Raw genomic sequence first — 21262 nt, forward strand, 5'->3', positions numbered from 1 at the left:
CTGACTGGTTGAAAGATTTACGCCGGTTCTGGCGTAAGATCGGCCGCAGCAATACGGCTTTGGTTGATGCTGTAAGCGGTGCAACGCAAAAACCGGGAACTTACACCCTTCAGTGGGACGGCAAAGATGATCAAGGTCAACCACTCGGCTCAGGCCAGTATCAATTGCTGATAGAAGCTGCCCGTGAGCAAGGTGGCCGCAGTCTGGTGAAGCACGAATTCATATTGCCAGCCAAGGGCGCTGTTATCGAAATTGCGGCGGACGGCGAGCTGGGTGATATTACGGCACGTTTACTCTAATCGTTCTGATTAAAATAAATAATGATAACAAGGGCTTACTATGTTTAAAAAATCTGCTTTGCTTTTATCGTCGCTGCTTATCAGCAGCAGTCTGAGTGCCCATACCTTATGGGTGTTACCAAGTCATTATGTGTTGTCTAAGCCTGACAGCTGGATTGCTGTAGACGCTTCTGCAGCAAATATGACCTTCGTGCCGGATAAAGGCATAGGTTTAAACGCACTGAAGTTGTATCTGCCGGACGGCAGCGTTAAGCCGGTTACCGATGTGTATCAGGGCAAGCGTAAATCAATGGCCGATGTGCAACTTGGCGGTGATGGTACTTATCGCGTTGAACTGGCCAATCCGCTGCGATTTTTTACCAGCTACGAACTTAATGGCGAGCGCAAGCGGTTGATGGCAAATAAGCAGGAGCGCACAGCTCAGTTACCGCAGGGTGCAACCAACGTAGAGACGGTGCAGATCCGCAGCCGCAATTTTGCCTATGTCACAGTAAATGGGCCAACAGATACTGTCGTTAAAGTTCGTGGCGAAGGACTTGAGCTGAGCAGCACAACACACCCGGCAGACGCAGTTGCCGGTGAGGATTTAGCCTTTGTGTTCAATCTGGACGGTAAACCTCAGGCGGGTGTAAAAGGCGTATTGTCTTATGCTGGTGAGTTATATCGTAATGAAGCAGGCCGGATTGAATTTGAGACCGCGGCAGATGGCAGCTTTAACTTCACCCCGGAGCAAGCAGGTCGCTACCTGATAGAGGCTTCTTATTCCGCAGATAGCGTAAACGCACTGGCCGACAAGGTCAGAGAGTCGATTACTTATACCTTCGAAGTCGCCTTGCCTTAACGACAAGTTTTTTCTTCCAAAGCCAGCCTGATACATTAGGCTGGCTTTGTGCTATTTGTTACACTGCCGCCAGTTTCTGACTTTGTAAACAGGAAGGCCGAATGCAAATTTTTGCCGATGAGAATATGCCGTTAGTGCAGCAATTTTTTGCTGAGCTGGGTGACGTTCATTTATTTAATGGCCGCACTGTTACCGCTGAGCAGCTAAAAGATGCAGATATTTTACTGGTACGCTCTGTCACCTGTGTTGATGCTGCGCTGTTGGCTCTTAACAGCAGGTTGCGTTTTGTTGGGACTGCAACCATTGGTACTGATCACGTCGATCAGCAGTACCTAACACAGCGTAATATCCCCTTTGTCAGCGCTCCCGGTTGCAATGCGCAATCCGTCACCGAATATGTCCTCAGTAGTCTGTGGTGTTTAGCTGACAAGTATCAGTGGCGTTTGACCGACAAAACCGTGGGTATTGTTGGCGTAGGTAATATCGGCTCACGTTTGGCCAGTGCGCTGCAAGCAATGAATATTAATGTGTTGCTATGCGATCCGCTAAGGGCTGAACAGGAAAGCAGTTTTTCGCATACCAGCTTCGAGCAGCTGTGTCAGGAAGCCGATATTATCAGTTTTCATACGCCGTTAATGTCAGGCGGGCGCTGGCCAACAAGGCATATGCTAAACAAAGAAACACTGGCGGGTTTAAAACCGGACTGTGCGCTGATAAATGCCGCCCGCGGTGCCATTTTCGACAACCAGGCACTGCTGGACGATGTTGTAGCGGCCCGAGCAAGACGCCCTGTAGTGCTTGATGTCTGGGAAAACGAGCCGGATATTATGACGGCTTTATTGCCTTATACCGATATTGCTACAGTGCACATTGCCGGACACAGTGTTGAAGGTAAAGCCAGAGGCACAGAAATGCTGTACCAGCAGTACTGTCAGCTACAGGGAATTGCTGCTAAACAGCAGCTAAATAAGCTGTTGCCGATACCAGCAATGGAAAAAGTACAAATTAGTGCAAAATTTGGGCTTCCAGATGTCCAAAATCTGGCAAGACTGTTATATGATGTGCGACGTGACGATGCTATCTTGCGTCAACATTTAGCTGAACAAGGGTTTGACAGATTGCGCAAAAGCTATCCCGCGCGGCGCGAGTTCAGCTCGTTACAATTGTGTGGCAATAGCGTACCCGACTATTTGCTGCAATTAGGTTTTGGCCTAGCTCAATAATTAGAGGAACAGTCATGGCTTCGCAATATAATGTTGCCGTTTTAGGTGCAACAGGGTTAGTTGGACAACATTTAATTGAAATCCTGGAACAACGCGATTTTCCGGTCGCTGAATTGTTCCCGCTTGCCAGCAGCCGCTCGGCTGGCGGTACCGTGACGTTTAAAGGCAAAAAAATCAAAGTTATTGATGCTGAAACCTTTGACTGGTCTCAAGCACAAATTGGTTTATTTTCAGCCGGTGGCAGCGTTTCAGCAATATATGCACCCAAGGCCGCAGAGGCTGGCTGTGTTGTGATAGACAACACATCACATTACCGCTACGAGCATGATATTCCATTGGTCGTGCCAGAAGTTAATGCGCATGCTATTGCAGACTACCGAAACCGCAATATCATCGCTAACCCAAATTGCTCAACTATCCAGATGCTGGTAGCACTTAAACCGATTCATGATGCTGTTGGCATCAGTCGTATCAATGTGGCCACTTACCAGTCAGTCAGTGGCGCTGGTCAGGATGCAGTTGAAGCACTGGCTCACGAAGCGGCGCAACTGATGAACGGCCGGCCAATTGAAAGCGAGGGCAAGTTCGCCCGTCAGATAGCTTTTAACGTGATCCCGCAAATTGATGTGTTTCTCGACAATGGTTACACCAAAGAAGAGATGAAGATGCACTGGGAAACGCAGAAAATCTTCGGTGATGACAGTATTGCTGTCAACGCCACCGCAGTGAGGGTGCCAGTGTTTTTTGGTCATGCTGAAGCCGTGCATATAGAAACCCGTATGCCAATCAGCGTCGAGCAGGTTAAAGCTTTATTGTCTGATGCGCCTGGCGTTGTATTACTGGAAAACAACGCAGATTTCCCAACCCAGGTGTGCAGTGCTGCAGGTAAAGATGAGGTTTTCGTTGGCCGCATCCGGCAGGATTTATCACACGAGAATGGTATAAACCTGTGGGTGGTTGCCGATAACATACGAAAAGGTGCTGCAACTAACAGTATTCAGATTGCGGAGCACCTGATCCGCGACTATCTGTAAAACAAACAAGGCTCCACTAAGGAGCCTTGTTTTTTTCTGCTTATCTGCGTGGCATGCCATCTGTTATCAGTTTACCCCGAGTCAGAAAAACTAGTCATAATGGTGTCAGTGCATTATATTTCCGATCAGTGAACAGGCATTTAAAGTTGGAACATTGTTTGCAACATAATTAAAGCCAGTACCTGTTACTGCCGACAACTTATATATCTATGCGCCTAAATTGGGGTAGGAAGCTTTTAATGCCAGTGTTATTTGTTCTCATTATTACCGTGCTTGTCAATTTTTCGTCATTTGCGCTGGCGCAGGAAAGAACAACAAAAATTCGTGGTCCTCGCAGTACAGATGCGCCTCCGGCTCCATTAACGATTGGCCCACTTAGTCCTTCAGATACGCTGTGGCGTGTAGCAGAACGCATTAAACCAGAGGGCAATATCAGCCTTTATCAGGTGATGTATGCGCTGTATCTGAAAAACCCGGATGCTTTTCTGGACAACAATCTTAACCATCTGCGGCCAGGCGCGGTGTTGGTCTTACCAAGTTTGCAGGAGATTCAGCAGGTTGAGCTGAACATCGCCAGAGATAAATCAGAACGCGATGATAAAGAGTGGGCGACACGGCAAAAAAATGCCGCTGCCAGACAAACGGCCGCAGCAACGGATAAGCCCGTGCCAGCAACAGACGACAACGCGCAAAAACTGCAGCAGGAGCTGGCACGGATTGATCAGCAGCAACGCATGGAACTGGATAGTCTACGCAGCCAGTTTGCTGACTCTATGCAGCAGGTTGAAGCTATCGTCGCTGAGAATCTGCAACTGAAAAACAGTCTGGGCAAGGTAGAGCAAGAGCTGGCGCTTATTAAGTCGCAGCTTGGTGAAGACAGTGAGTTACAGCAGCAAATATCTCAACTACTTGCTCAGCAATCCGAGTTATTACAGGCAAAAGCTGAGCAGGAAGCTCAGGCTGCAGAGGGCATAGATTGGCAGCAATGGTTGAAGAACCCTGTCGCCTGGGTCTTGGCTGCCTGTATCCCTGCGTTACTGGTGCTATTTGGTATTCTGCTGTGGGTGAGAAAACGCAGTCGTCAGACAGAAGAAGTTATCCATGCGGCTACTACAGAGCCGATGGCGGATCCATCTTATCAGTCACCTCTGCCACCACTGGATGATAACAACGAACTGGATGAGAGCCTGTTTGAGATTGATGATGCGTTGCTGGAGGATGCCTTTAGCGCGAGCCCGGAATTAGCAGACTCAGATCTTAGCGACGAGCTGCAAGCGTTCGATGACGCCTTATCTTTTGAAGATGACAGCCTGTTACCATCTGACGAGCGCTCAGACACCCCGGCGGCATCAGAGCCTGAAGATGCATTTGACCCGGACAATATTTTATCGGATACCGATTTATCTGCGCTACTGGCAGCCGAAGATGATGATGACGTTGTAATAGAACTGGCCGATGACGATGACAACAGCGAGGCGGAGGTGTTGGCGGAACAAAGCGCCACGATCCAGAACACAACCACAGATGCTGACCCGTTTGAGGAGCCGGTATTGCCGGATGAGTTTGACGTTGATGAGCTGATTGAAGAAATTGACTTGGACGAGCCTGATGAACCTGCCGTAGCTCAGGAGCAGACTCAGGGCCAACAATTGAGCCAGGCGCTTTCTGGCATGGCGTTGGTACAAGAACCGGCAGATGCTGAGGTTAGTAAAACTGGTGAAGACGATGTTACAGATAGCAGCGACTCAGACGTGACCGCCGGTATGGAAAGCTTCGACAGTTCTGAACTGGAAGAGTTTGCTGAAAGTCTGGTAGCTGAAAGTGATGATCTGACATCGCTTACAGGCGCTGATGACATTGATAACAGTGAGGAAGCGCTGCTAAGTGCAGAGCTGGCTGAGCTGCTTGATCAGGTCCAGGACACGTTAACCGACAACGATCAGCATGGCATTAGCGAGACTGCGGCAGATAGCATTGCTGACCTTGATGCCAGTGACGAGGATGACAGTAGTCCGGATGAATTGCTGGATGTTACCGAGCCGGAAGAGCCCGATAATATGCTGACGTCGTTGGATCTTACCACTTCAGATGATGCCTCTGTGAGCCAGCCGAGTGATGCTGCACTGTCTGTTGAAAATCCAAGTAAAATATTAGACCAGTATCCACAGCTTGAGCTTGACGCCGAGGATGCACAGGACGCAGCGGCTATGCTGTCTCTGGCTGATGATTTAGCGCCAGAGCTTTTGCTGACCGAGCCAGATGAGCTGTCGGATGAAGATCTTTTATCTGTCGAAGATGAGTTGTCTGCCGGAGCGGAACCTGAGTTGGATCCGATACCGGATACCCAGTTTGACTCGCTGATGTCTGAGCTCGAAGCTATGGCTGATAATCTGGATGAGGCCGAACCCGCTGAGAACCAAATCAATGATGTGGTAACCAGCAGCGCCGGGCATGATGATAGCTTTGATTTTGGCGACGAAGACTTTGTCGAAATAGACAGTTTGCTGGCGAATGCAGAACTTCAGGAACAGGACCCGGAACGGTTTGCCCAGCTGAATGTGGATGTTGGTTTAGAAGACTATGCTGATATCATCGGCGAGCATGAAAGAAGGGATGTCGACAGCGAGGACAATGGCTATTCAGCGAAACTTGATTTAGTCAGAGCCTACATCGAGATTGATGATCGCGAAAGTGCCGATTTACTGCTGGACGATATTCTGGCGTCGGACGCGCCGGACAATGTCAAAACGGAAGCACAGAGTCTCAGAGAGTAAGATTACTGGATGCGCTGCAATAAACTCAGGCTTGCGTTATAATCGCCGCCGTTTTATCAAGAGGGGACGGCATGCGCATTGCACTGGGTATCGAATATGACGGTTCAGCATTTTATGGTTGGCAGCGCCAGCGTGAAGTAAACAGCGTGCAGCAGGAGCTGGAAACTGCTTTATCGAAAGTGGCTAACCAGCCGGTTGAACTGTTTTGTGCTGGCCGGACTGATGCCGGAGTGCATGCTACAGGGCAGGTAGTGCATTTTGATACGACCGCGGTGCGTGATAATAAAGCCTGGGTAATGGGCACTAATGCTCAGTTACCTGACGCAGTGGCCGTGCGCTGGGCGACCTCTGTCGCCGATGATTTTCATGCCCGTTTCAGCGCTACCGCAAGGCGCTACCGTTACATCATATACAACCACAGATACCGGCCGGCTATTTTGCGTACCGGGCTTAGTCACTACCATCAGACGCTGGATATTGAGCTGATGCAACAAGCTGCGCCTTATTTGCTCGGTGAGCAGGATTTCAGCTCATTTCGTGCGATGCAGTGTCAGTCGCACAGCCCGTTTCGTAACGTGCACCATTTAACTATTCAGCGTCGCGGCGATTATATTGTGCTGGATATCAAAGCTAACGCATTTTTGCACCATATGGTGCGTAACATCACCGGCAGTCTACTTGAAGTCGGCATGAAAAACCGGCCACCGGAGTGGATTGCTGAGTTACTGGCTGCGAAAAACCGAAATTTAGCTGCAGCAACAGCCAAACCGGGTGGCTTGTATCTGGTGGATGTTGATTATCCGGACCATTTTGGTATACCTAAGACCGAGCCCGGACCGCTGTTCTTAACGCGCTGATGGTTACTACTAAGACCAGTTTTCTATATTCGATATATGGGGTTTTGTGCTTTAATAGCGCCGGTTTACTGAATTTCGGCGTTATTTAACGTTTTTACAACATGGCCGCCGGCGGTGTTGTCAGCAATAGGACATATATATGAGTTGGTTAGAAAAGATCCTGCCCAGAACATCCTCTTCTTCCGCGCGTCGAAATATCCCGGAAGGTGTCTGGACAAAATGTACTTCGTGCGAGGCTGTGTTATATAAAGCAGATTTAGACCGTAACCTGGGTGTTTGCCCCAAGTGCGATCATCATATGCGGGTATCCGCCCGTGCCCGGCTGACCAGTTTCCTGGATAGCGGAGCGCTAAAAGAGCTGGCTGCAGAGCTGGAACCGCAGGATCTGTTGAAGTTTAAAGACAGTAAACGCTACAAAGACCGCATCGCTGCTGCGCAAAAAGATACCAATGAGAAAGATGCCATGGTCGTGATGCATGGCACCTTAAAAGGTATGCCGATTGTTGCAGCTGCATTTGAATTCGAATTTATGGGCGGCTCAATGGCATCGGTAGTTGGTGCCAAATTTGTTGCTGGGGTAGAACATGCTTTGCAACATAAAGTGCCCTTCGTTTGTTTCTCTGCCAGTGGCGGTGCTCGGATGCAGGAAGCACTGTTTTCTCTGATGCAGATGGCAAAGACCAGTGCCGCTTTGGCAAAAATGAGTGAGCAGGGCCTACCTTATATCTCCGTATTGACGGACCCGACGATGGGTGGTGTATCTGCCAGTTTGGCTATGCTGGGCGATATCAATATTGGTGAGCCTAAAGCGCTGATTGGATTTGCCGGCCCGCGGGTAATAGAGCAAACCGTGCGCGAGAAGTTACCTGAAGGTTTCCAGCGCAGTGAATTTTTGCTCGAACATGGTGCTATCGATATGATTGTTGACCGGCGCAAAATGCGCGATACAATTGCGCGATTAGTTGCTAAGTTTATGCAGCTGCCTGCTCCGGTGTCGGAGCACGACGCCGCTTAAGGGATCCATGTCTGTAGCTACACCAGCCAGCCAATCGTGCCAGACCCTGGACGATTGGCTTTGTTATATTGAGCAAAGCCATCCTGTACATCAAATTGAACTGGGCTTAGAGCGTGTGCAAAGCGTTGCCAGCCGCGCTGGTTTGCAGAGCTTGCCCGGTAAAAGTATTCTGATTGGTGGCACTAATGGTAAAGGCACTACGGCGCGGGCTTTGGAACAGCTGTTGCTGGCGCAGGGGTACACCGTTGGTGTTTACAGTTCACCGCATCTGTTACATTTCAACGAGCGTTTGCGTGTCGATAATACTGACTTGTCTGATGCTGACTGGGTAGATGCCTTTGCGTTTGTCGAACAGTTACGCGGTGATATCGGCCTGACCTATTTTGAGTTCACGACGCTGGTCGCATTTAGGATTTTGCAGCTTAAGCAACCAGACTTCTGCCTGATTGAGGTGGGGCTGGGTGGGCGCTTAGATGCAACCAATATTATCAGCCCTGATATCAGTGTTATTACAACCGTCGATTTAGATCATCAGGACTGGCTGGGTAATGACAGAGAAAGTATTGGCTTTGAAAAGGCGGGTATTTTCAGACAGGGCCAACCAATTGTTATCGGCGAACTGAATCCACCGGCTTCGGTGCTTAAACAGGCAGACCGGTTGAACTGTAACGTGAAACAGGTAACCAAGCATTACCGCTATGGTGAAGAGGCTAACAGCTGGTACTGGCACAGCGACATTGTATCCTACAGCCAGTTACCCTTACCTGCTATGCCGGTACAGAATGCCGCTTGTGCTCTGGCGGTACTGGAAATCCTTAATCTGCTGCCGCAGCCATCGGACTTGTCTGCTGTGCTGGCAGGAGTAACCTTACCCGGGCGTATGCAATGGCTGCAACAGCAGCCGGCAATTATAGCTGATGTGGCACATAACCCCCAGTCAGCAGGTTATCTGGCAGAGCAGTTACGCAAACTAAAACCGCAGTACCGGCAGATCTATGCATTGTGTGGTATGTTAAAAGATAAGGATATTCAACAAACTCTGTTACCCTTGACGCCATTGTTTAATCAATGGCATCTTGTAAGCCTGAGTGGCGCAAGAGGCGCGTCGGCTCAGCAACTGGCGGACGCACTTGCCGGTGCTCTGACGGGGGCTCAGCTGTATAATGATGTGCAACAAGCATATCGTGCTATTCGTGCTAATTTACAGCCGGACGAGTTATTAGTTGTGTTTGGTTCTTTTTTCACCGTGTCTGCCGTATTGGCTGACCATCTGGAGGCAAAGTGACACCCGCATTTAAACATCGGTTACTGGGAACTGCGATACTGGTTATGGCTGGTATTATTTTCCTGCCAGATTTGCTGGATGGTGAGAAGCAGGTAGTAAAAGATGATTTTAAGGTGATCCCTAACCGGCCTGAATTTCAGGGGGTACAGCAGCAACAAGTGCGGGAGCCTGAGGTATTTAGTGAAGCTGAAGCGGAAATAACCGCTCAGCCAGTGGATGAACAACCATTGGATGCCGGGGACAATGGCGCGACAGAAGAGTTGCCTGCCCAGCAGTATGCCCAGGTAACGGCGCCAGTTGCAGAGAAAAAGGCACAACCTCAGACTAACGCCGCTTTGTCTCAGGCGGGTTGGGTAGTACGGGTGGGGTCTTTTAGTAAAGAGCAAAACGCCAACGCGTTAGTGGCGAAGCTGCGTCAGGCGGGCTTTGTTACTTTTACCCGTAATATTACCAGTTCTGACGGTGTTCGCTTGACCAGTGTGCTGGTTGGCCCGGAGCTACGTAAGGAGAAACTGGAACAACAGCTGCCTAAACTGCAGCAGTTAACAGGTATCGAACGACTCTCCGTGATGAATTACCAGCCTACAGAAAATAGATAGCCAATCAGGCGCTCAGTTTGATAGAATGCGCGCCGTCATCAAGCAACCTTTGGTAGCAAATGGTCTGGGTTGATTTTGCCATTCTGGCAATCATAGCGTTATCGGCTGTTATCAGCCTTGTGCGTGGCTTTGTTAAAGAGGCGATATCGCTGGCGGTCTGGATCCTGGCATTTTTTATTGCCAGCCAATATTACCCGCATCTGGCAGGTTTATTTACTTCTATGCAGGACGAAACCCTGCGCAACGCTTCCGCTATTGCGATTTTGTTTATCTGCAGCCTGGTTCTGGGCGCTCTGATTAATTTTGTTGTTAGTAAGCTGGTGCAATCTACCGGCTTGTCCGGCACCGATCGTCTGTTAGGTCTGGTATTCGGCGCGTTGCGCGGCGTTTTGGTTGTTAGCGCTATTCTATTCTTTATGGATGCTTTTACCCCGGCTGCATCGGCAGACTGGTGGCAGAATTCTGTGTTGGTCCCTGAATTTGGTTTTATCATCGAATGGTTCTTCGAGTACTTGCAGAACCATTCCAGTTTTATGCAAAAGCCTTAACGCTGGCGAGGAAAAAATCCATGTGTGGTATTGTTGGTATTGTTGGAAAATATCCGGTTAATCAAGCACTTTACGATGGTTTAACAGTGCTACAGCATCGCGGTCAGGATGCTGCCGGTATTGTTACCGTTGATAACAACACCCTGCGTCTACGTAAAGCAAATGGTCTGGTAAAAGACGTATTTGAAGCGCGTCATATGCAGCGCCTGGCTGGCAATATTGGTATTGGCCACGTACGTTATCCTACGGCAGGGTCGTCCAGCACCGCTGAAGCACAACCATTTTATGTGAACAGCCCTTTTGGTATCGCTTTGGCACATAACGGCAACCTGACAAACTCTCATGTGCTGAAAGAAGATATATTTCGCGTGGCCAGACGTCATGTCAATACGACGTCAGATTCTGAAGTACTGCTTAATGTGTTGGCGCATGAGCTGCATAACAGTGGCGTAATGGAGTTACAACCAGAGCATATTTTCCGTGCGGTGGCTAATGTGCACCGTAAAGTGAAAGGTGGTTATGCGGTTGTTGCACTGATCATTGGGCATGGCCTGCTGGCGTTTCGTGATCCGAATGGTATCCGCCCGCTGGTAATGGGTAAACGTGAAACTGAACTTGGCACCGAGTATATGGTGGCATCTGAGAGCGTGGCACTGGATACAGACGGCTTTACTGTATTACGTGATGTATCACCTGGCGAGGCTGTGTATATTACTGAGCAGGGCGAATTGCATAGTTTTCAGTGCGCAGAAAACCCAAGTTATACACCGTGTATTTTCGAATATGTATACTTTGCCCGCCCTGATTCTACTATTGATAACATTTCGGTATACGCCTCTCGCGTAGCCATGGGTACTATGCTGGGGCAGAAAATTAAGCGCGAATGGGCGCATCTGGACATCGATGTGGTGATCCCTATTCCTGAAACCAGCAATGATGCGGCACTGCAAATTGCAACGGAGCTGGGATTACCCTACCGGCAGGGTTACGTGAAGAACCGCTACATTGGCCGCACTTTCATTATGCCGGGGCAGGAAGCGCGGAAAAAATCAGTAAAGCGTAAACTCAATGCCATTAAGCAAGAGTTTAAAGATAAGAATGTACTGCTGGTTGATGATTCCATTGTTCGCGGTACAACGTCGAAGCAAATCATCGATATGGCCCGTGAAGCCGGGGCAAAAAAAGTATACTTTGCCTCAGCTGCTCCTGAGATCCGGTTCCCCAACGTGTACGGTATCGATATGCCATCTGCCAACGAGTTAATTGCTCACGGTCATGATGTTGAAAGTATTTGCGACATCATCGGGGCAGACGGCTTAATTTTTCAGTCATTACCGGATCTGATTGAAGCTGTTCGGCTGGCAAACCCAGAGATTAAGCGTTTTGAAACATCCGTGTTTGATGGCAACTATGTCACCAACGATATCGACCAGGATTATCTGAACCGGCTTGACCAGATGCGTAGCGATGACGCAAAAGCGAAGCTGGGTGCTGCTATGGCAACGAATCTGGAAACCTATAACGAAGGTTAACCTATATAAAAAGGGAGCTAAGGCTCCCTTTTTTATTACCGCTAGCTGCTTAATGCGTGAATGTCGGACCGAAGCCTGAGCTCCATAAAATTGCTGTCGCAGTCAGAATACATACCAACAGTACCAGGCCACAAGTGACAACAGAGCTGGCATAGATAAAGCCACGTTCTTCTGGTATATGCATCAGAATAGGTACACCGACGTAAAGTAAATACACAGAGTAAGCCAAACCTATCAAACCGACGGTCATGACAACCCACAATTCAGGATACAAACCGGCGAAACCCACCATAAAAAGGGGCGTGGAGGTATAAGCTGCCAGTTCCAGAGTTTGTGTGTAGGTAGGTTCTGCACCGAACGTATGTGCCATCCAGTGAGCAAGTAAAGCCAAAGCGAACACACCACCAATTAACGCAACGTACATGGCGGCAGACATCATTACCGCACTGTCGTGTGTTAACAGAATGCGCTCACCAGCACCTATGCTCCAGCCAAGATAGACTGCAGAATAGTAGGCACATACTGACGGTATAAGCGCAACCAGTAGTATGTGGATTAAGCTGTAACGAAAACTTTCATGTCTTGCATCTATCGTATGCCATTCTTCTTTCGGATGTGCATACAGTCCCCATAAGTGATTCAATATCATAATTATTATCCTTGTCACTACGTCTGAACTACCCGGTTACTTTATGTCACCGTTGTATCAGTTATGACCAATATAATGAACTTCGTCAAGCTTGTTGCTGAAAATTTGACCACGACCTTATAACCCTTGCTGTTACTTGGTGCCAGTGAAGCTATCCGCTATAATGCACCGCATCTTTTAAAGCAGGTTGTCAGATGTTAAGTGCAGAGATCCAACAGCTAATTTATCCGGTGCAACAGTTTTTATGCTGTGCTACGCCCGACAGTTGGCTAAAACAGGCAGTAAAGCCAGAGAGCTTGTCAGTGCTTTTGCACGATCATCTGATTTGTGAGTTAAAAGCGGCACAATCTGCGATGTACCTTATTCGCCGCTATGCGGTTGATGAACAAAGTGGCGAGGCATTGTTGCAATGGCTGAAGCCCTATGAAGACTTCACTTACCGTCAGCAAGGCGACTGGCACGAGCTGGCTGCTCTGAGCTTAAAAAAGTCGATGTTGCCCAAAGCCAGCTCTCAGTATGCGCAGGATTTGATTGATAAAATGGTGCTACTGATTAAAGAAGAGTTGCATCACTTTTATCAGGTACTGGAGGTTATGCAGCAGCACGGTATTGTTTATCAGAAGATTACCTCCAGTCGCTATGCAAAAGGTCTGTTGCGTCATGTCCGGACTTTTGAACCGGCGGCGTTGGTAGATAAGCTGATTTGCGGTGCTTTTATTGAAGCGCGTTCCTGTGAACGTTTTGCCAAACTGGCGCCGTTATTACCGCCGCGTATTGGCGAATTTTATATTTCGTTACTGCGTTCAGAGGCAAGACATTATCAGGATTATCTGGCATTGGCGCAGGACATTGCCGATGAAAACATTCAATCACGTATAGGATTTTTCGCACAACAAGAAGCAGAGCTTGTTATGTCTGTAGATGATGATTTTAAATTTCACAGCGGCGTGCCGGTTGCTGCGAACTAAAGAATAACGCAGTACTCCGCAACGATAACGCAATTGCGGCCACTTCGTTTAGCCTGATATAACGCGGCATCTGCATCGGCATATAGCTGCTCAAAGCTGGTTTTATCTCTGGCCAGCGCAATGCCAATGGACAAGGTAATGTGAAGCTCCCGCCCGTCAATGTAGAACGTCTCGTTTGCAATCAACTGGCGCAGACGTTCAGCCACATCTTCGGCTGTTTCCCGGCTGGTTTGCGCCAGAAAAACCCCAAATTCTTCCCCGCCAATACGGCCGAAAATGTCGTATTCACGCAGTGTTCGTTTTACCAGGGCAGCGAGCTGGCGCAGCACTGCATCACCGGCCTGATGGCCATATGTATCATTGATAGTTTTAAAGTGATCGATGTCCAGCAGGAAAAAAGCCATTGCACATTGTTGCCGGCTGCAGCGGGTTATTTCGGATTGCACTGACGCAACAAAACTGCGTCGGTTGGCGATCTGAGTCAGCTCATCCGTTAAGGCCAGATCTGTCAGACGGCGGGCATGTTCATTTAAATGTTGCTCCACGATTTTCTGTTTAGTGATGTCTTTGGTTTGTAACAGCATTTCACCGTCGGGCATGGTTTGCTCAGAGAACAAAAACCAGCGGCCATCAATTAAGTCCACTTCAAACAACCTGAAATCACGTGAGCGTCGTAGCTGTTGTACCCGGCTTAGCCAGGCTTCTATATTATCGGCGTCAATCCGTGGGCCTTTGCTGGTATGAAATGCACTACGCATAATGTCGCTGAAGTACTGGCCGATAAGTTTGGCTTCATCAACAAAAAACACATCCATAAAAGCACGGTTCGCACAGAGTAATTTGTCTTCAGCGGTGAATATCGCATAGCCATCACGGCTGACGTCTGCAAAGGCTGCTAACTTTTCTGCATAGTATTTAAATGAGTTTTCCATACAACAAAATCTGACAGATAACAGTGCTATAGTGCTAAGCATAGTGGAGTTAGGCTAAGTTTTTGAAAAAAATTGCAGGAGTTTCAATGCGGCGGGAACAGGGCGGGTGGCGGTGGCTGGCCGTATTAGTCTTAGCGATGACTTGTCAGGCCTGCAGCCAGGGTAGATATATTTACTGGCAGCAGGCAGCACCGGTACAGACCGAAGCCATCAATGGGTTTCTCGCGTACCAGTATATTGCTCTGGAGCGGGTGGCTGACCATGCTATCGCAGAATATTGCCAGCAGCTGACAAATCAGCAGACCACGGGCTACCAGTTATTTCTACTGCAGCTAAGCTGCGCAGAACGTTGGCTGGTGCAGACGCTTACTGCAGAACAGCAGCAACAGGCCATTGCATACTATAATCGGGCACTGATGCCGTTAGCGCGCGCGGCGATAGCAAAAACGGATACCCGGCCGCTGAATCTGGTGTTGAAGCTGGAGTTGGACACCGATGAAAACAATATGGCGTTTGAACAGCTGTTTATCAGTGCCGATCTGAAGGCTTATGACCCTTTTATCCAGCGCCCGCAGGACAGTGGTGTCGGCATAAGCGTCGTCGGGCAGCGAGCAAATCATGGTACAGAACAAGACCGCTATTATCCGCCTGAGGGCATTTTCCGTCCGCTGACTTTATTGCCTGTCGCCCTGGACTTCTCGGATCCTGTATTACCGGTGCTAACACTGCGTGCAGTCGCGCCGTTAGCAGGTCACAGCCTGCACACTGGCTGGACATTTGGCCGCAATCACTATGCACTTAATTACGACCCGGCTGCTGCTTATCTGTGCCTGGTAGAAGTTGCAGTTGTTGATAAGCTCGAGCAGTCCGGGTTATTTAATGCCGATAAAGTTGAAGATAAACTTGGTATTTATGCTATCGAGCCATTGCGGCAGGACAAGGTACCGATATTGATGATCCACGGGCTCAATTCCAGCCCTTTGATCTGGCGCCGGTTAAGCTGGGCTATTTTGTCGGATCCAAAACTGGCAGCCCGTTATCAGGTATGGCACGCCTTTTATCCATCAGGCCCGCCGCCATTTTTTAATGCCATGCGGCTAAGGCAGCGCACCGATGAGTTGTTAAAACATATTTCCCCCGATATGCAGGCGCTGGCGGCAAATAATATGGTGCTGATAGGACACAGCATGGGCGGTATTATCAGTAAAACCTTTGTACAAAGTAGCGGTAACGAGCTTTGGGATCGCACTTTTTATAAAACACCATCAGATCTGCCGGTAGATGATGCTACGCGTCAAACGTTACGGGACATTTTTATATTCAGTGCGCGGCCTTATGTAAAAACAGCGGTATTTCTTGATACGCCTCATCGCGGCGCAGAAACGGCTGATGGCTGGCTCGGCCGGCTGGCGTCAGCGCTGATTACGCTGCCCAGAGCAATTAAGAAAGTGTTTGGTAATATGTGGCTGGCATTAACACGAGAAGATATTAAGCCAGCGATGCGAAGCTATATGCGCGGTGGCGGGCCAAATAGTGTAGATGTACTGTCACCCCGTCATCCTCTTACCCAGGCGTTAAATGAGTTGCCTTTCAGCGTGCCGGTATATTCGGTTATCGGCAACGCCAGATTAGCGCAGTGTACTGTCGTTAAAAACTGTGAGCTGCAGGATGACACTGTCGTGCCTTACGCCAGTGCGCACTTGGCGCAGGCGACAGATGAACTGGTTGTGCAATCTGCGCATAATTCTTATCAGTCTGAGCAGGCCATACAGTTTATTACCCGTTTGCTATCCCTCCAGGCTGTTACTACTAAGCCCTAGCGACCTCTGCACAGTTGTGCTGTGTTCTCCTGCTATCACATGGATTGACAAATTTTTGAGCAATAAATGGTTGCGCAATCATTTTGCTTTGTGTGACAATGCGGCGCAATAAAGTAGCGCATTACTTGCAGTGTTCGTGTTGGGTATGCCGCTTTTAGCGATCAGGCTTGCTGGTTGCGCAAACATAATAAGTCATTAAGAGATGGCAGCATAATGCCAGCACATTTCAGACAACGGGAAGGACAGACACAGTGCCTATATTAAAACTAAAGAAAAGCTCTCTTTATACCAGCCTGGCCATTCTGGCTGCCTGTGGTATTAACGCCCAGGCCCAGACAAGCGAAGCTACAACTGAAAACAGCCGTGCGATAGAAGTTATTCAGGTCAGTGCGACAAAGCGTGTGACCACAATCCGGGAAACGCCACTGGCGGTCACCGCCTTTGATCAGAACGCGCTCGATGATAACCATGTACTGCAGCTGGATGACTTACAGGGCATAGTGCCCAGTTTACACATTGCGCAGAACGGCACACAGAACACCCCTATGGTATATGTGCGTGGTATCGGTTCATCCGATCAAACTGAAAGTGGTGACCCGGCAGTGGCATTCCACGTTGATGGTATTTACTCCGCACGCTCTCAGGGCGCCTCAGCGCTGATGTTTGACCTGGAAGGGGCTGAAATCCTGCGTGGGCCACAAGGTACCTTGTTTGGTCGTAACGCCACAGGCGGCGTCGTCAATTTACACACTGCCAAACCGAAACTGGACTATTTTGAAGCCAATGCGGAAATCACTGTCGGCAATTACGATCGCCGTGCTACCCGCGCTATGGTGAACCTGCCACTGAGTGATACATTCGCTATCCGTGTTGCAGCGGCTATGGATAAATCTGAAGGTTATGTTGATATGGCGCCGGGCTCTGCCATGGGTGATAAATACGGCGCAACAGATTTGTCAGCCACGCGTATCAGTGCGTTCTGGCAACCGACAGACAATTTTGACTGGTTTCTATCATACGAGAATTTTAATGACCAGGGCACCGGCCAAATCCCTACTGTAACAGGCGGCTCATCGCGGTCAGCATATATCCAGGAGCCTGGTTTCAACGATTTTGTTATCGACAGTTTCAGAACCCGCCTTAATTACAACTTTGACAGCGGCATTACAGTTTCGTACATCGGTGGCTACACCGATTCTTCCCGCGAATCGGTATGGGACAGAAGCTGGAGCCCAACTAAATACGAATGGGGCGGCTGCGTCGAGTGTACGCATGAAGCCACGCAGCACGAATTGCAAATTAAAAACGAAGACAGTGCCCGCCTGCAGTGGATGGTGGGGTATTTTTACTTTAAAGAGAACAATAGTACTCACTTTGACATAGTACACCCTGACGTTGACTATGAAGGCGGCAACACACCTAATCCGAATCTGTGGTCAACTTACCGTCAGCCGGATCGCGGTTTAAAATCAAACAGTATCTATGCACAAAGTACTTATAAGGTAACGGATGAGTTTCGTCTGAGCGTAGGGCTGCGTTATACCGAAGATGAGCGCTGGGATAAAGGCGGCCGCAACATCATGTGCCCGGATGTAAAACGCACTGAAAACCTGCCACTTAACAGCGATTATGTTGGTTTGCTCGACCCGGATGGCTTATTAAACGGCCTGGCGCCAAACAAGTTTTTGGTACAGCCAGGACAGTGCTGGGTAGATACCTACAACGATACCAGCCCAAGCTGGGATAAGACGACAGGCATGGCGCGCCTGGAGTGGGATTTTACCCCTGATGTGATGCTGTATGCCTCTTATGCTACCGGCTTTAAATCCGGCACCATCCAGGATGGTAACCGCTACACCGGTGATGGTCCGTTCACTCAAGCTGATTTGGATGCCATTATTGCAGCCAATAATAACGAGGCATCGGGCACCAATGCTTATGTTGCTCCGGAAGAAAATACCAGTATTGAACTGGGCCTTAAAGGCAGCTTCCTGGATAATACGCTGCAAGTATTTGCCGCACTTTTCACCACCGAATACACCGATTTACAGGTGACCAGTAATGTACTGACCGAAACTGGTGCCGATCTGCTGCGTAAGACTAACGCTGGTAAAGCGACGATTAATGGTCTGGAACTGGAAGCAAAATGGCTGGTTGGTCAAAATGGTGAACTGAGCGGCTCAATGTCTTATCTCGATGCGAAGTATGATGAGTTTTTTACCACAGACTCAAGCTACGGTGCTGATGGTATCGCCTTTAACCCGTCAGCGGGTAATCCGGCATTACCAAACCTGCTTGATTTCAGTGGTAACCATTTGGTGCAGGCACCCGAGTTTAGCCTGTCACTGAATTATGCTCACTTCTTTGAACTGAGTAATGGTGCAACGTTAAAACCTAAGGTACGGATGAGCTACTCATCAGAGATCTGGTTTGATCCGGCAAACCGTGGCGACCGGCCAGAAGGATTCAGAGGTTTACCTTATGCGGCTGATATCGACAGACAGGATGCGTACGCTAAATGGGATGCCAGCCTGACTTATGAGCCGTCAGAAGGTAGCTGGAGCCTTGAGGCCTTTGTCAATAATATCACCGATGAAGAGATCAAGAGTGATCAGGGCCGCTGGAATAGCAACCCGGTGCCAAACTATATGTGGCAGGCGCCACGTACTTTAGGCATGCGCCTGAAAGTACGCTTCGACTAAGGCTTAACGGCTAATTAAAAAGCCCTGCAGTGCAGGGCTTTTTCCTATCTGTAACTAAAGGCTTCAAGTCGAGCGGCGGGTTATTATCTGGTAACCAACATCAATCGGCGCTATCGATTTACGCGGTTTGCCCGCTGCCGCCAGCAGCATTTCTACCGCCTGTTTGCCCATGTCAAACCGGGCAGAGGCAACCGAAGTAATGGACGGGTTCACTAAAGAGGATGATTCCAGATCATTAAAACCACAGATTGCGATATCGCCGGGTACCGCCAGATTCATCTTCTGAGCTTCAAATAAGGCGCCGAGCGCCAAATCATCATTACAGCAAAATACCGCATCACACTTACCGGCCGATTCTGCAATCAGCGCTTGTAACAGCTGACCGCCAAGCCGCGCGGAAGAGGGCTGTGTTGTGGTCTGAATAAAGCTTTGGCAAGGTTGCGGCCAGTCAGCTATCGCCTGCCTGAAACCGGCCAGGCGCTGCTGGGTACGCGGATCCATTCTGGCACCAATAAAGCCCGGTGCGCGATAGCCGCGCTGCAACAGATGTTTTGTCATATCGTAGCCGGCGTGAAAGTGCGAAAAACCGATATTCATATCTATCGGCTGCTCCGTCAGTTCCATCAGCTGCACCACTGGAATGTCGGCACGCTCTAACAATTTACGGGCGTAGTCAGTTTGCGCTGCACCGGTCAGAATAATGCCCTCCGGCGATTGCCCCAGTAAGGTTGCTATCAGCTTTTCCTCTTCCAACGGTGAATAGTGGCAATCGCCCAGCACTACCTGCAAATTATTTGGCCGGGCGGTCTGATAAATGCCTTGTAGCACTTCATTAAACACTATGTTGGACAACGACGGGATGATAACGGCGATAACCCCAGAGCGTGATGAAGCCAGTGCGCTGGCCGCATGGTTACGGATATAGCCGGTTTCCCGTACCGCTTGCTCTACCTTATTGCGCAACTTGTCAGACACTTTGGTCGGGTCAGTCAGTACTCTTGATACTGTAATAGCACTGACGCCGGCAACTTTGGCAACATCTTTTAAATTGGGTTTTCTGCTCATAGCGTAATCTTATTTTTTTCACAAACAATACTGTATTGCGCCATTTCAGTCAAAATGGTTGCGCAATCATTTTTCGTCATTTAAGCTAGCAGTCTCTGTAAATACGACTGGAGCAAAATAGCACGATGCCTGTCACGCCTTTAGCACAGCAATGCCGTTCTATTATTATTATGGGAGTGGCCGGTAGTGGTAAATCTACCATCGCCAGCTTATTGTCTGACACGCTTGGCTATGTTTATCTGGAAGGTGATGATTTTCACAGCGCTGAAGCCAAAGCCATGATGGCGGCCGGTATTCCATTGACTGACGCGCTGCGTGAAAGCTGGATTGACCGGCTGTGTCAGCAGTTATCGTTGTGCCAGCAACAGCAAAAAAGCTGCGTGCTGAGCTATTCCGGGCTGATAGCCCGTCAGCGTCAGCGCATCAGAACTGCCGGCAGCCCGGCACAGTTTTTTTACTTATACGGTGACGAGAGTCTGTTGTTACAAAGGCTTAAAGCCAGGCAGAACCACTTTATGCCGGCCACTATGCTGCGAAGCCAGCTTGATACTATGCAAAGCCCGGAGCACGAAACAGATGTGCACTACATTGATATCGCTGACAGTACAGCGCAGATCCTGGCACAGATTTGCCGGCAGCTGAGTGAATGCTAAAGTGGTAGCGATATCATTTTTAGCATCCTAAGCATGCTATCACCATTATTCTAACGACTAAAAAGAGACAGACAGGGTGAATAAACACAACACAGCTGCAACAGGCAGTATTAGTTTTCGTGAAAAAGTTGCCTACGGTGTCGGTGATATTGGTTTTAACTTTTACTGGGCAAATATCTCAGCCTTTTTACTGATTTTTTATACGGATGTGTTTGGTATCTCGGCCGCTGCCGCCGGCACTATGATGCTGGTGACAAAAATTGTCGATGCTTTTACTGACCCGTTGATGGGCGCCATTGCTGACAGGACAAAAAGCCGTTTCGGTAAGTTCCGGCCCTACATTTTATGGCTGGCACTGCCGATGGCTGCGGCGGGTGTGCTGACCTACAGCACACCTGATATCAGCGAGGGCGGTAAGCTTATTTGGGCCTATGCAACTTACACCCTGATGATGCTGATCTACACT

19 protein-coding genes are annotated in these 21262 nt (G+C 49.0%); 16 read left to right on the top strand and 3 right to left on the bottom strand.

The window, feature by feature from the left end; translation table 11 throughout:
• The 11 genes from VIN66_RS04800 to purF all read left to right on the top strand — a co-directional run.
• Positions 1–299, top strand: a 299-nt coding sequence (locus tag VIN66_RS04800) for a DUF2271 domain-containing protein (RefSeq protein WP_331922933.1), incomplete at its 5' end; no start/stop codon positions are given.
• A gap of 40 nt (positions 300–339) precedes the next feature.
• Complete coding sequence (locus tag VIN66_RS04805; protein ID WP_331922934.1) at positions 340–1140, top strand: DUF4198 domain-containing protein; 801 nt, start codon at positions 340–342, stop codon at positions 1138–1140.
• Positions 1141–1241: 101 nt separating this feature from the next.
• Positions 1242–2363: a 4-phosphoerythronate dehydrogenase gene (locus VIN66_RS04810; protein ID WP_331922935.1), complete on the top strand. Its 1122-nt coding sequence runs from the start codon at positions 1242–1244 to the stop codon at positions 2361–2363.
• 14 nt (positions 2364–2377) lie between these two features.
• On the top strand, positions 2378–3397 hold the full coding sequence (locus tag VIN66_RS04815) for an aspartate-semialdehyde dehydrogenase (RefSeq protein WP_331922936.1): 1020 nt from the start codon (positions 2378–2380) through the stop codon (positions 3395–3397).
• Between the two features lie 239 nt (positions 3398–3636).
• Positions 3637–6171 carry a FimV/HubP family polar landmark protein gene (locus VIN66_RS04820; protein ID WP_331922937.1) on the top strand — a complete coding sequence of 845 codons (2535 nt, stop codon included), beginning with the start codon at positions 3637–3639 and terminating at the stop codon, positions 6169–6171.
• A 71-nt stretch (positions 6172–6242) separates the two neighbouring features.
• Entirely contained in the window at positions 6243–7028 is a 786-nt protein-coding gene (truA, locus tag VIN66_RS04825; RefSeq protein WP_331922938.1) for a tRNA pseudouridine(38-40) synthase TruA, read from the top strand.
• Between the two features lie 139 nt (positions 7029–7167).
• Positions 7168–8043 (top strand): acetyl-CoA carboxylase, carboxyltransferase subunit beta, encoded by an 876-nt coding sequence (accD, locus tag VIN66_RS04830; RefSeq protein ID WP_331922939.1) that lies wholly within the window; start codon positions 7168–7170, stop codon positions 8041–8043.
• Between the two features lie 7 nt (positions 8044–8050).
• On the top strand, positions 8051–9328 hold the full coding sequence (gene folC / locus VIN66_RS04835) for a bifunctional tetrahydrofolate synthase/dihydrofolate synthase (protein WP_331922940.1): 1278 nt from the start codon (positions 8051–8053) through the stop codon (positions 9326–9328).
• Entirely contained in the window at positions 9325–9927 is a 603-nt protein-coding gene (locus tag VIN66_RS04840; protein ID WP_331922941.1) for an SPOR domain-containing protein, read from the top strand. Before folC ends, VIN66_RS04840 begins: the two co-directional genes overlap by 4 nt.
• A gap of 59 nt (positions 9928–9986) precedes the next feature.
• Positions 9987–10475 carry a CvpA family protein gene (locus tag VIN66_RS04845; RefSeq protein WP_331922942.1) on the top strand — a complete coding sequence of 163 codons (489 nt, stop codon included), beginning with the start codon at positions 9987–9989 and terminating at the stop codon, positions 10473–10475.
• 20 nt (positions 10476–10495) lie between these two features.
• Positions 10496–12007: an amidophosphoribosyltransferase gene (gene purF, locus VIN66_RS04850; RefSeq protein WP_331922943.1), complete on the top strand. Its 1512-nt coding sequence runs from the start codon at positions 10496–10498 to the stop codon at positions 12005–12007.
• A 49-nt stretch (positions 12008–12056) separates the two neighbouring features.
• On the opposite strand, the gene VIN66_RS04855 is transcribed toward purF, so the two are convergent.
• Positions 12057–12656: a Yip1 family protein gene (locus tag VIN66_RS04855; protein ID WP_331922944.1), complete on the bottom strand. Its 600-nt coding sequence runs from the start codon at positions 12654–12656 to the stop codon at positions 12057–12059.
• A 194-nt stretch (positions 12657–12850) separates the two neighbouring features.
• Here VIN66_RS04855 and miaE point away from each other — a divergent pair, with 194 nt between their 5' ends.
• Positions 12851–13624, top strand: a complete 774-nt coding sequence (gene miaE, locus VIN66_RS04860) for a tRNA isopentenyl-2-thiomethyl-A-37 hydroxylase MiaE (RefSeq protein ID WP_331922945.1) — start codon at positions 12851–12853, stop codon at positions 13622–13624.
• Here miaE and VIN66_RS04865 read toward each other — a convergent pair.
• A complete protein-coding gene (locus VIN66_RS04865; RefSeq protein ID WP_331922946.1) occupies positions 13621–14556 on the bottom strand; it encodes a diguanylate cyclase in 936 nt (311 codons plus the stop codon). The two genes, miaE and VIN66_RS04865, sit on opposite strands and share 4 nt — an antisense overlap.
• A gap of 86 nt (positions 14557–14642) precedes the next feature.
• Between VIN66_RS04865 and VIN66_RS04870 the strand changes: the two genes are divergently transcribed.
• Together VIN66_RS04870 and VIN66_RS04875 are read left to right on the top strand one after the other, a co-directional pair.
• Positions 14643–16376 carry an alpha/beta hydrolase gene (locus VIN66_RS04870; protein ID WP_331922947.1) on the top strand — a complete coding sequence of 578 codons (1734 nt, stop codon included), beginning with the start codon at positions 14643–14645 and terminating at the stop codon, positions 16374–16376.
• A gap of 251 nt (positions 16377–16627) precedes the next feature.
• Positions 16628–19078, top strand: coding sequence for a TonB-dependent receptor (locus VIN66_RS04875; RefSeq protein ID WP_331922948.1), 2451 nt, complete (start codon positions 16628–16630; stop codon positions 19076–19078).
• A 63-nt stretch (positions 19079–19141) separates the two neighbouring features.
• Here VIN66_RS04875 and VIN66_RS04880 read toward each other — a convergent pair whose 3' ends face one another.
• Positions 19142–20143 carry a LacI family DNA-binding transcriptional regulator gene (locus VIN66_RS04880; RefSeq protein WP_331922949.1) on the bottom strand — a complete coding sequence of 334 codons (1002 nt, stop codon included), beginning with the start codon at positions 20141–20143 and terminating at the stop codon, positions 19142–19144.
• Between the two features lie 125 nt (positions 20144–20268).
• Between VIN66_RS04880 and VIN66_RS04885 the strand changes: the two genes are divergently transcribed.
• Together VIN66_RS04885 and VIN66_RS04890 are read left to right on the top strand one after the other, a co-directional pair.
• Positions 20269–20796, top strand: a complete 528-nt coding sequence (locus VIN66_RS04885; protein ID WP_331922950.1) for a gluconokinase, GntK/IdnK-type — start codon at positions 20269–20271, stop codon at positions 20794–20796.
• 76 nt (positions 20797–20872) lie between these two features.
• Positions 20873–21262, top strand: a 390-nt coding sequence (locus VIN66_RS04890; RefSeq protein ID WP_331922951.1) for an MFS transporter, incomplete at its 3' end; no start/stop codon positions are given.

This window comes from Rheinheimera sp., from assembly GCF_036568245.1.
Lineage (GTDB): Bacteria > Pseudomonadota > Gammaproteobacteria > Enterobacterales > Alteromonadaceae > Alishewanella.

Bases quoted from the DNA above. Each gene is read 5' to 3' on its own strand.
- VIN66_RS04805 (WP_331922934.1), top strand. From the start codon at position 340: ATGTTTAAAAAATCTGCTTTGCTTTTATCGTCGCTGCTTATCAGCAGC.
- VIN66_RS04810 (WP_331922935.1), top strand. From the start codon at position 1,242: ATGCAAATTTTTGCCGATGAGAATATGCCGTTAGTGCAGCAATTTTTT.
- VIN66_RS04815 (WP_331922936.1), top strand. From the start codon at position 2,378: ATGGCTTCGCAATATAATGTTGCCGTTTTAGGTGCAACAGGGTTAGTT.
- VIN66_RS04820 (WP_331922937.1), top strand. From the start codon at position 3,637: ATGCCAGTGTTATTTGTTCTCATTATTACCGTGCTTGTCAATTTTTCG.
- truA (WP_331922938.1), top strand. From the start codon at position 6,243: ATGCGCATTGCACTGGGTATCGAATATGACGGTTCAGCATTTTATGGT.
- accD (WP_331922939.1), top strand. From the start codon at position 7,168: ATGAGTTGGTTAGAAAAGATCCTGCCCAGAACATCCTCTTCTTCCGCG.
- folC (WP_331922940.1), top strand. From the start codon at position 8,051: ATGTCTGTAGCTACACCAGCCAGCCAATCGTGCCAGACCCTGGACGAT.
- VIN66_RS04845 (WP_331922942.1), top strand. From the start codon at position 9,987: ATGGTCTGGGTTGATTTTGCCATTCTGGCAATCATAGCGTTATCGGCT.
- purF (WP_331922943.1), top strand. From the start codon at position 10,496: ATGTGTGGTATTGTTGGTATTGTTGGAAAATATCCGGTTAATCAAGCA.
- VIN66_RS04855 (WP_331922944.1), bottom strand. From the start codon at position 12,656: ATGATATTGAATCACTTATGGGGACTGTATGCACATCCGAAAGAAGAA.
- miaE (WP_331922945.1), top strand. From the start codon at position 12,851: ATGTTAAGTGCAGAGATCCAACAGCTAATTTATCCGGTGCAACAGTTT.
- VIN66_RS04865 (WP_331922946.1), bottom strand. From the start codon at position 14,556: ATGGAAAACTCATTTAAATACTATGCAGAAAAGTTAGCAGCCTTTGCA.
- VIN66_RS04870 (WP_331922947.1), top strand. From the start codon at position 14,643: ATGCGGCGGGAACAGGGCGGGTGGCGGTGGCTGGCCGTATTAGTCTTA.
- VIN66_RS04880 (WP_331922949.1), bottom strand. From the start codon at position 20,143: ATGAGCAGAAAACCCAATTTAAAAGATGTTGCCAAAGTTGCCGGCGTC.
- VIN66_RS04885 (WP_331922950.1), top strand. From the start codon at position 20,269: ATGCCTGTCACGCCTTTAGCACAGCAATGCCGTTCTATTATTATTATG.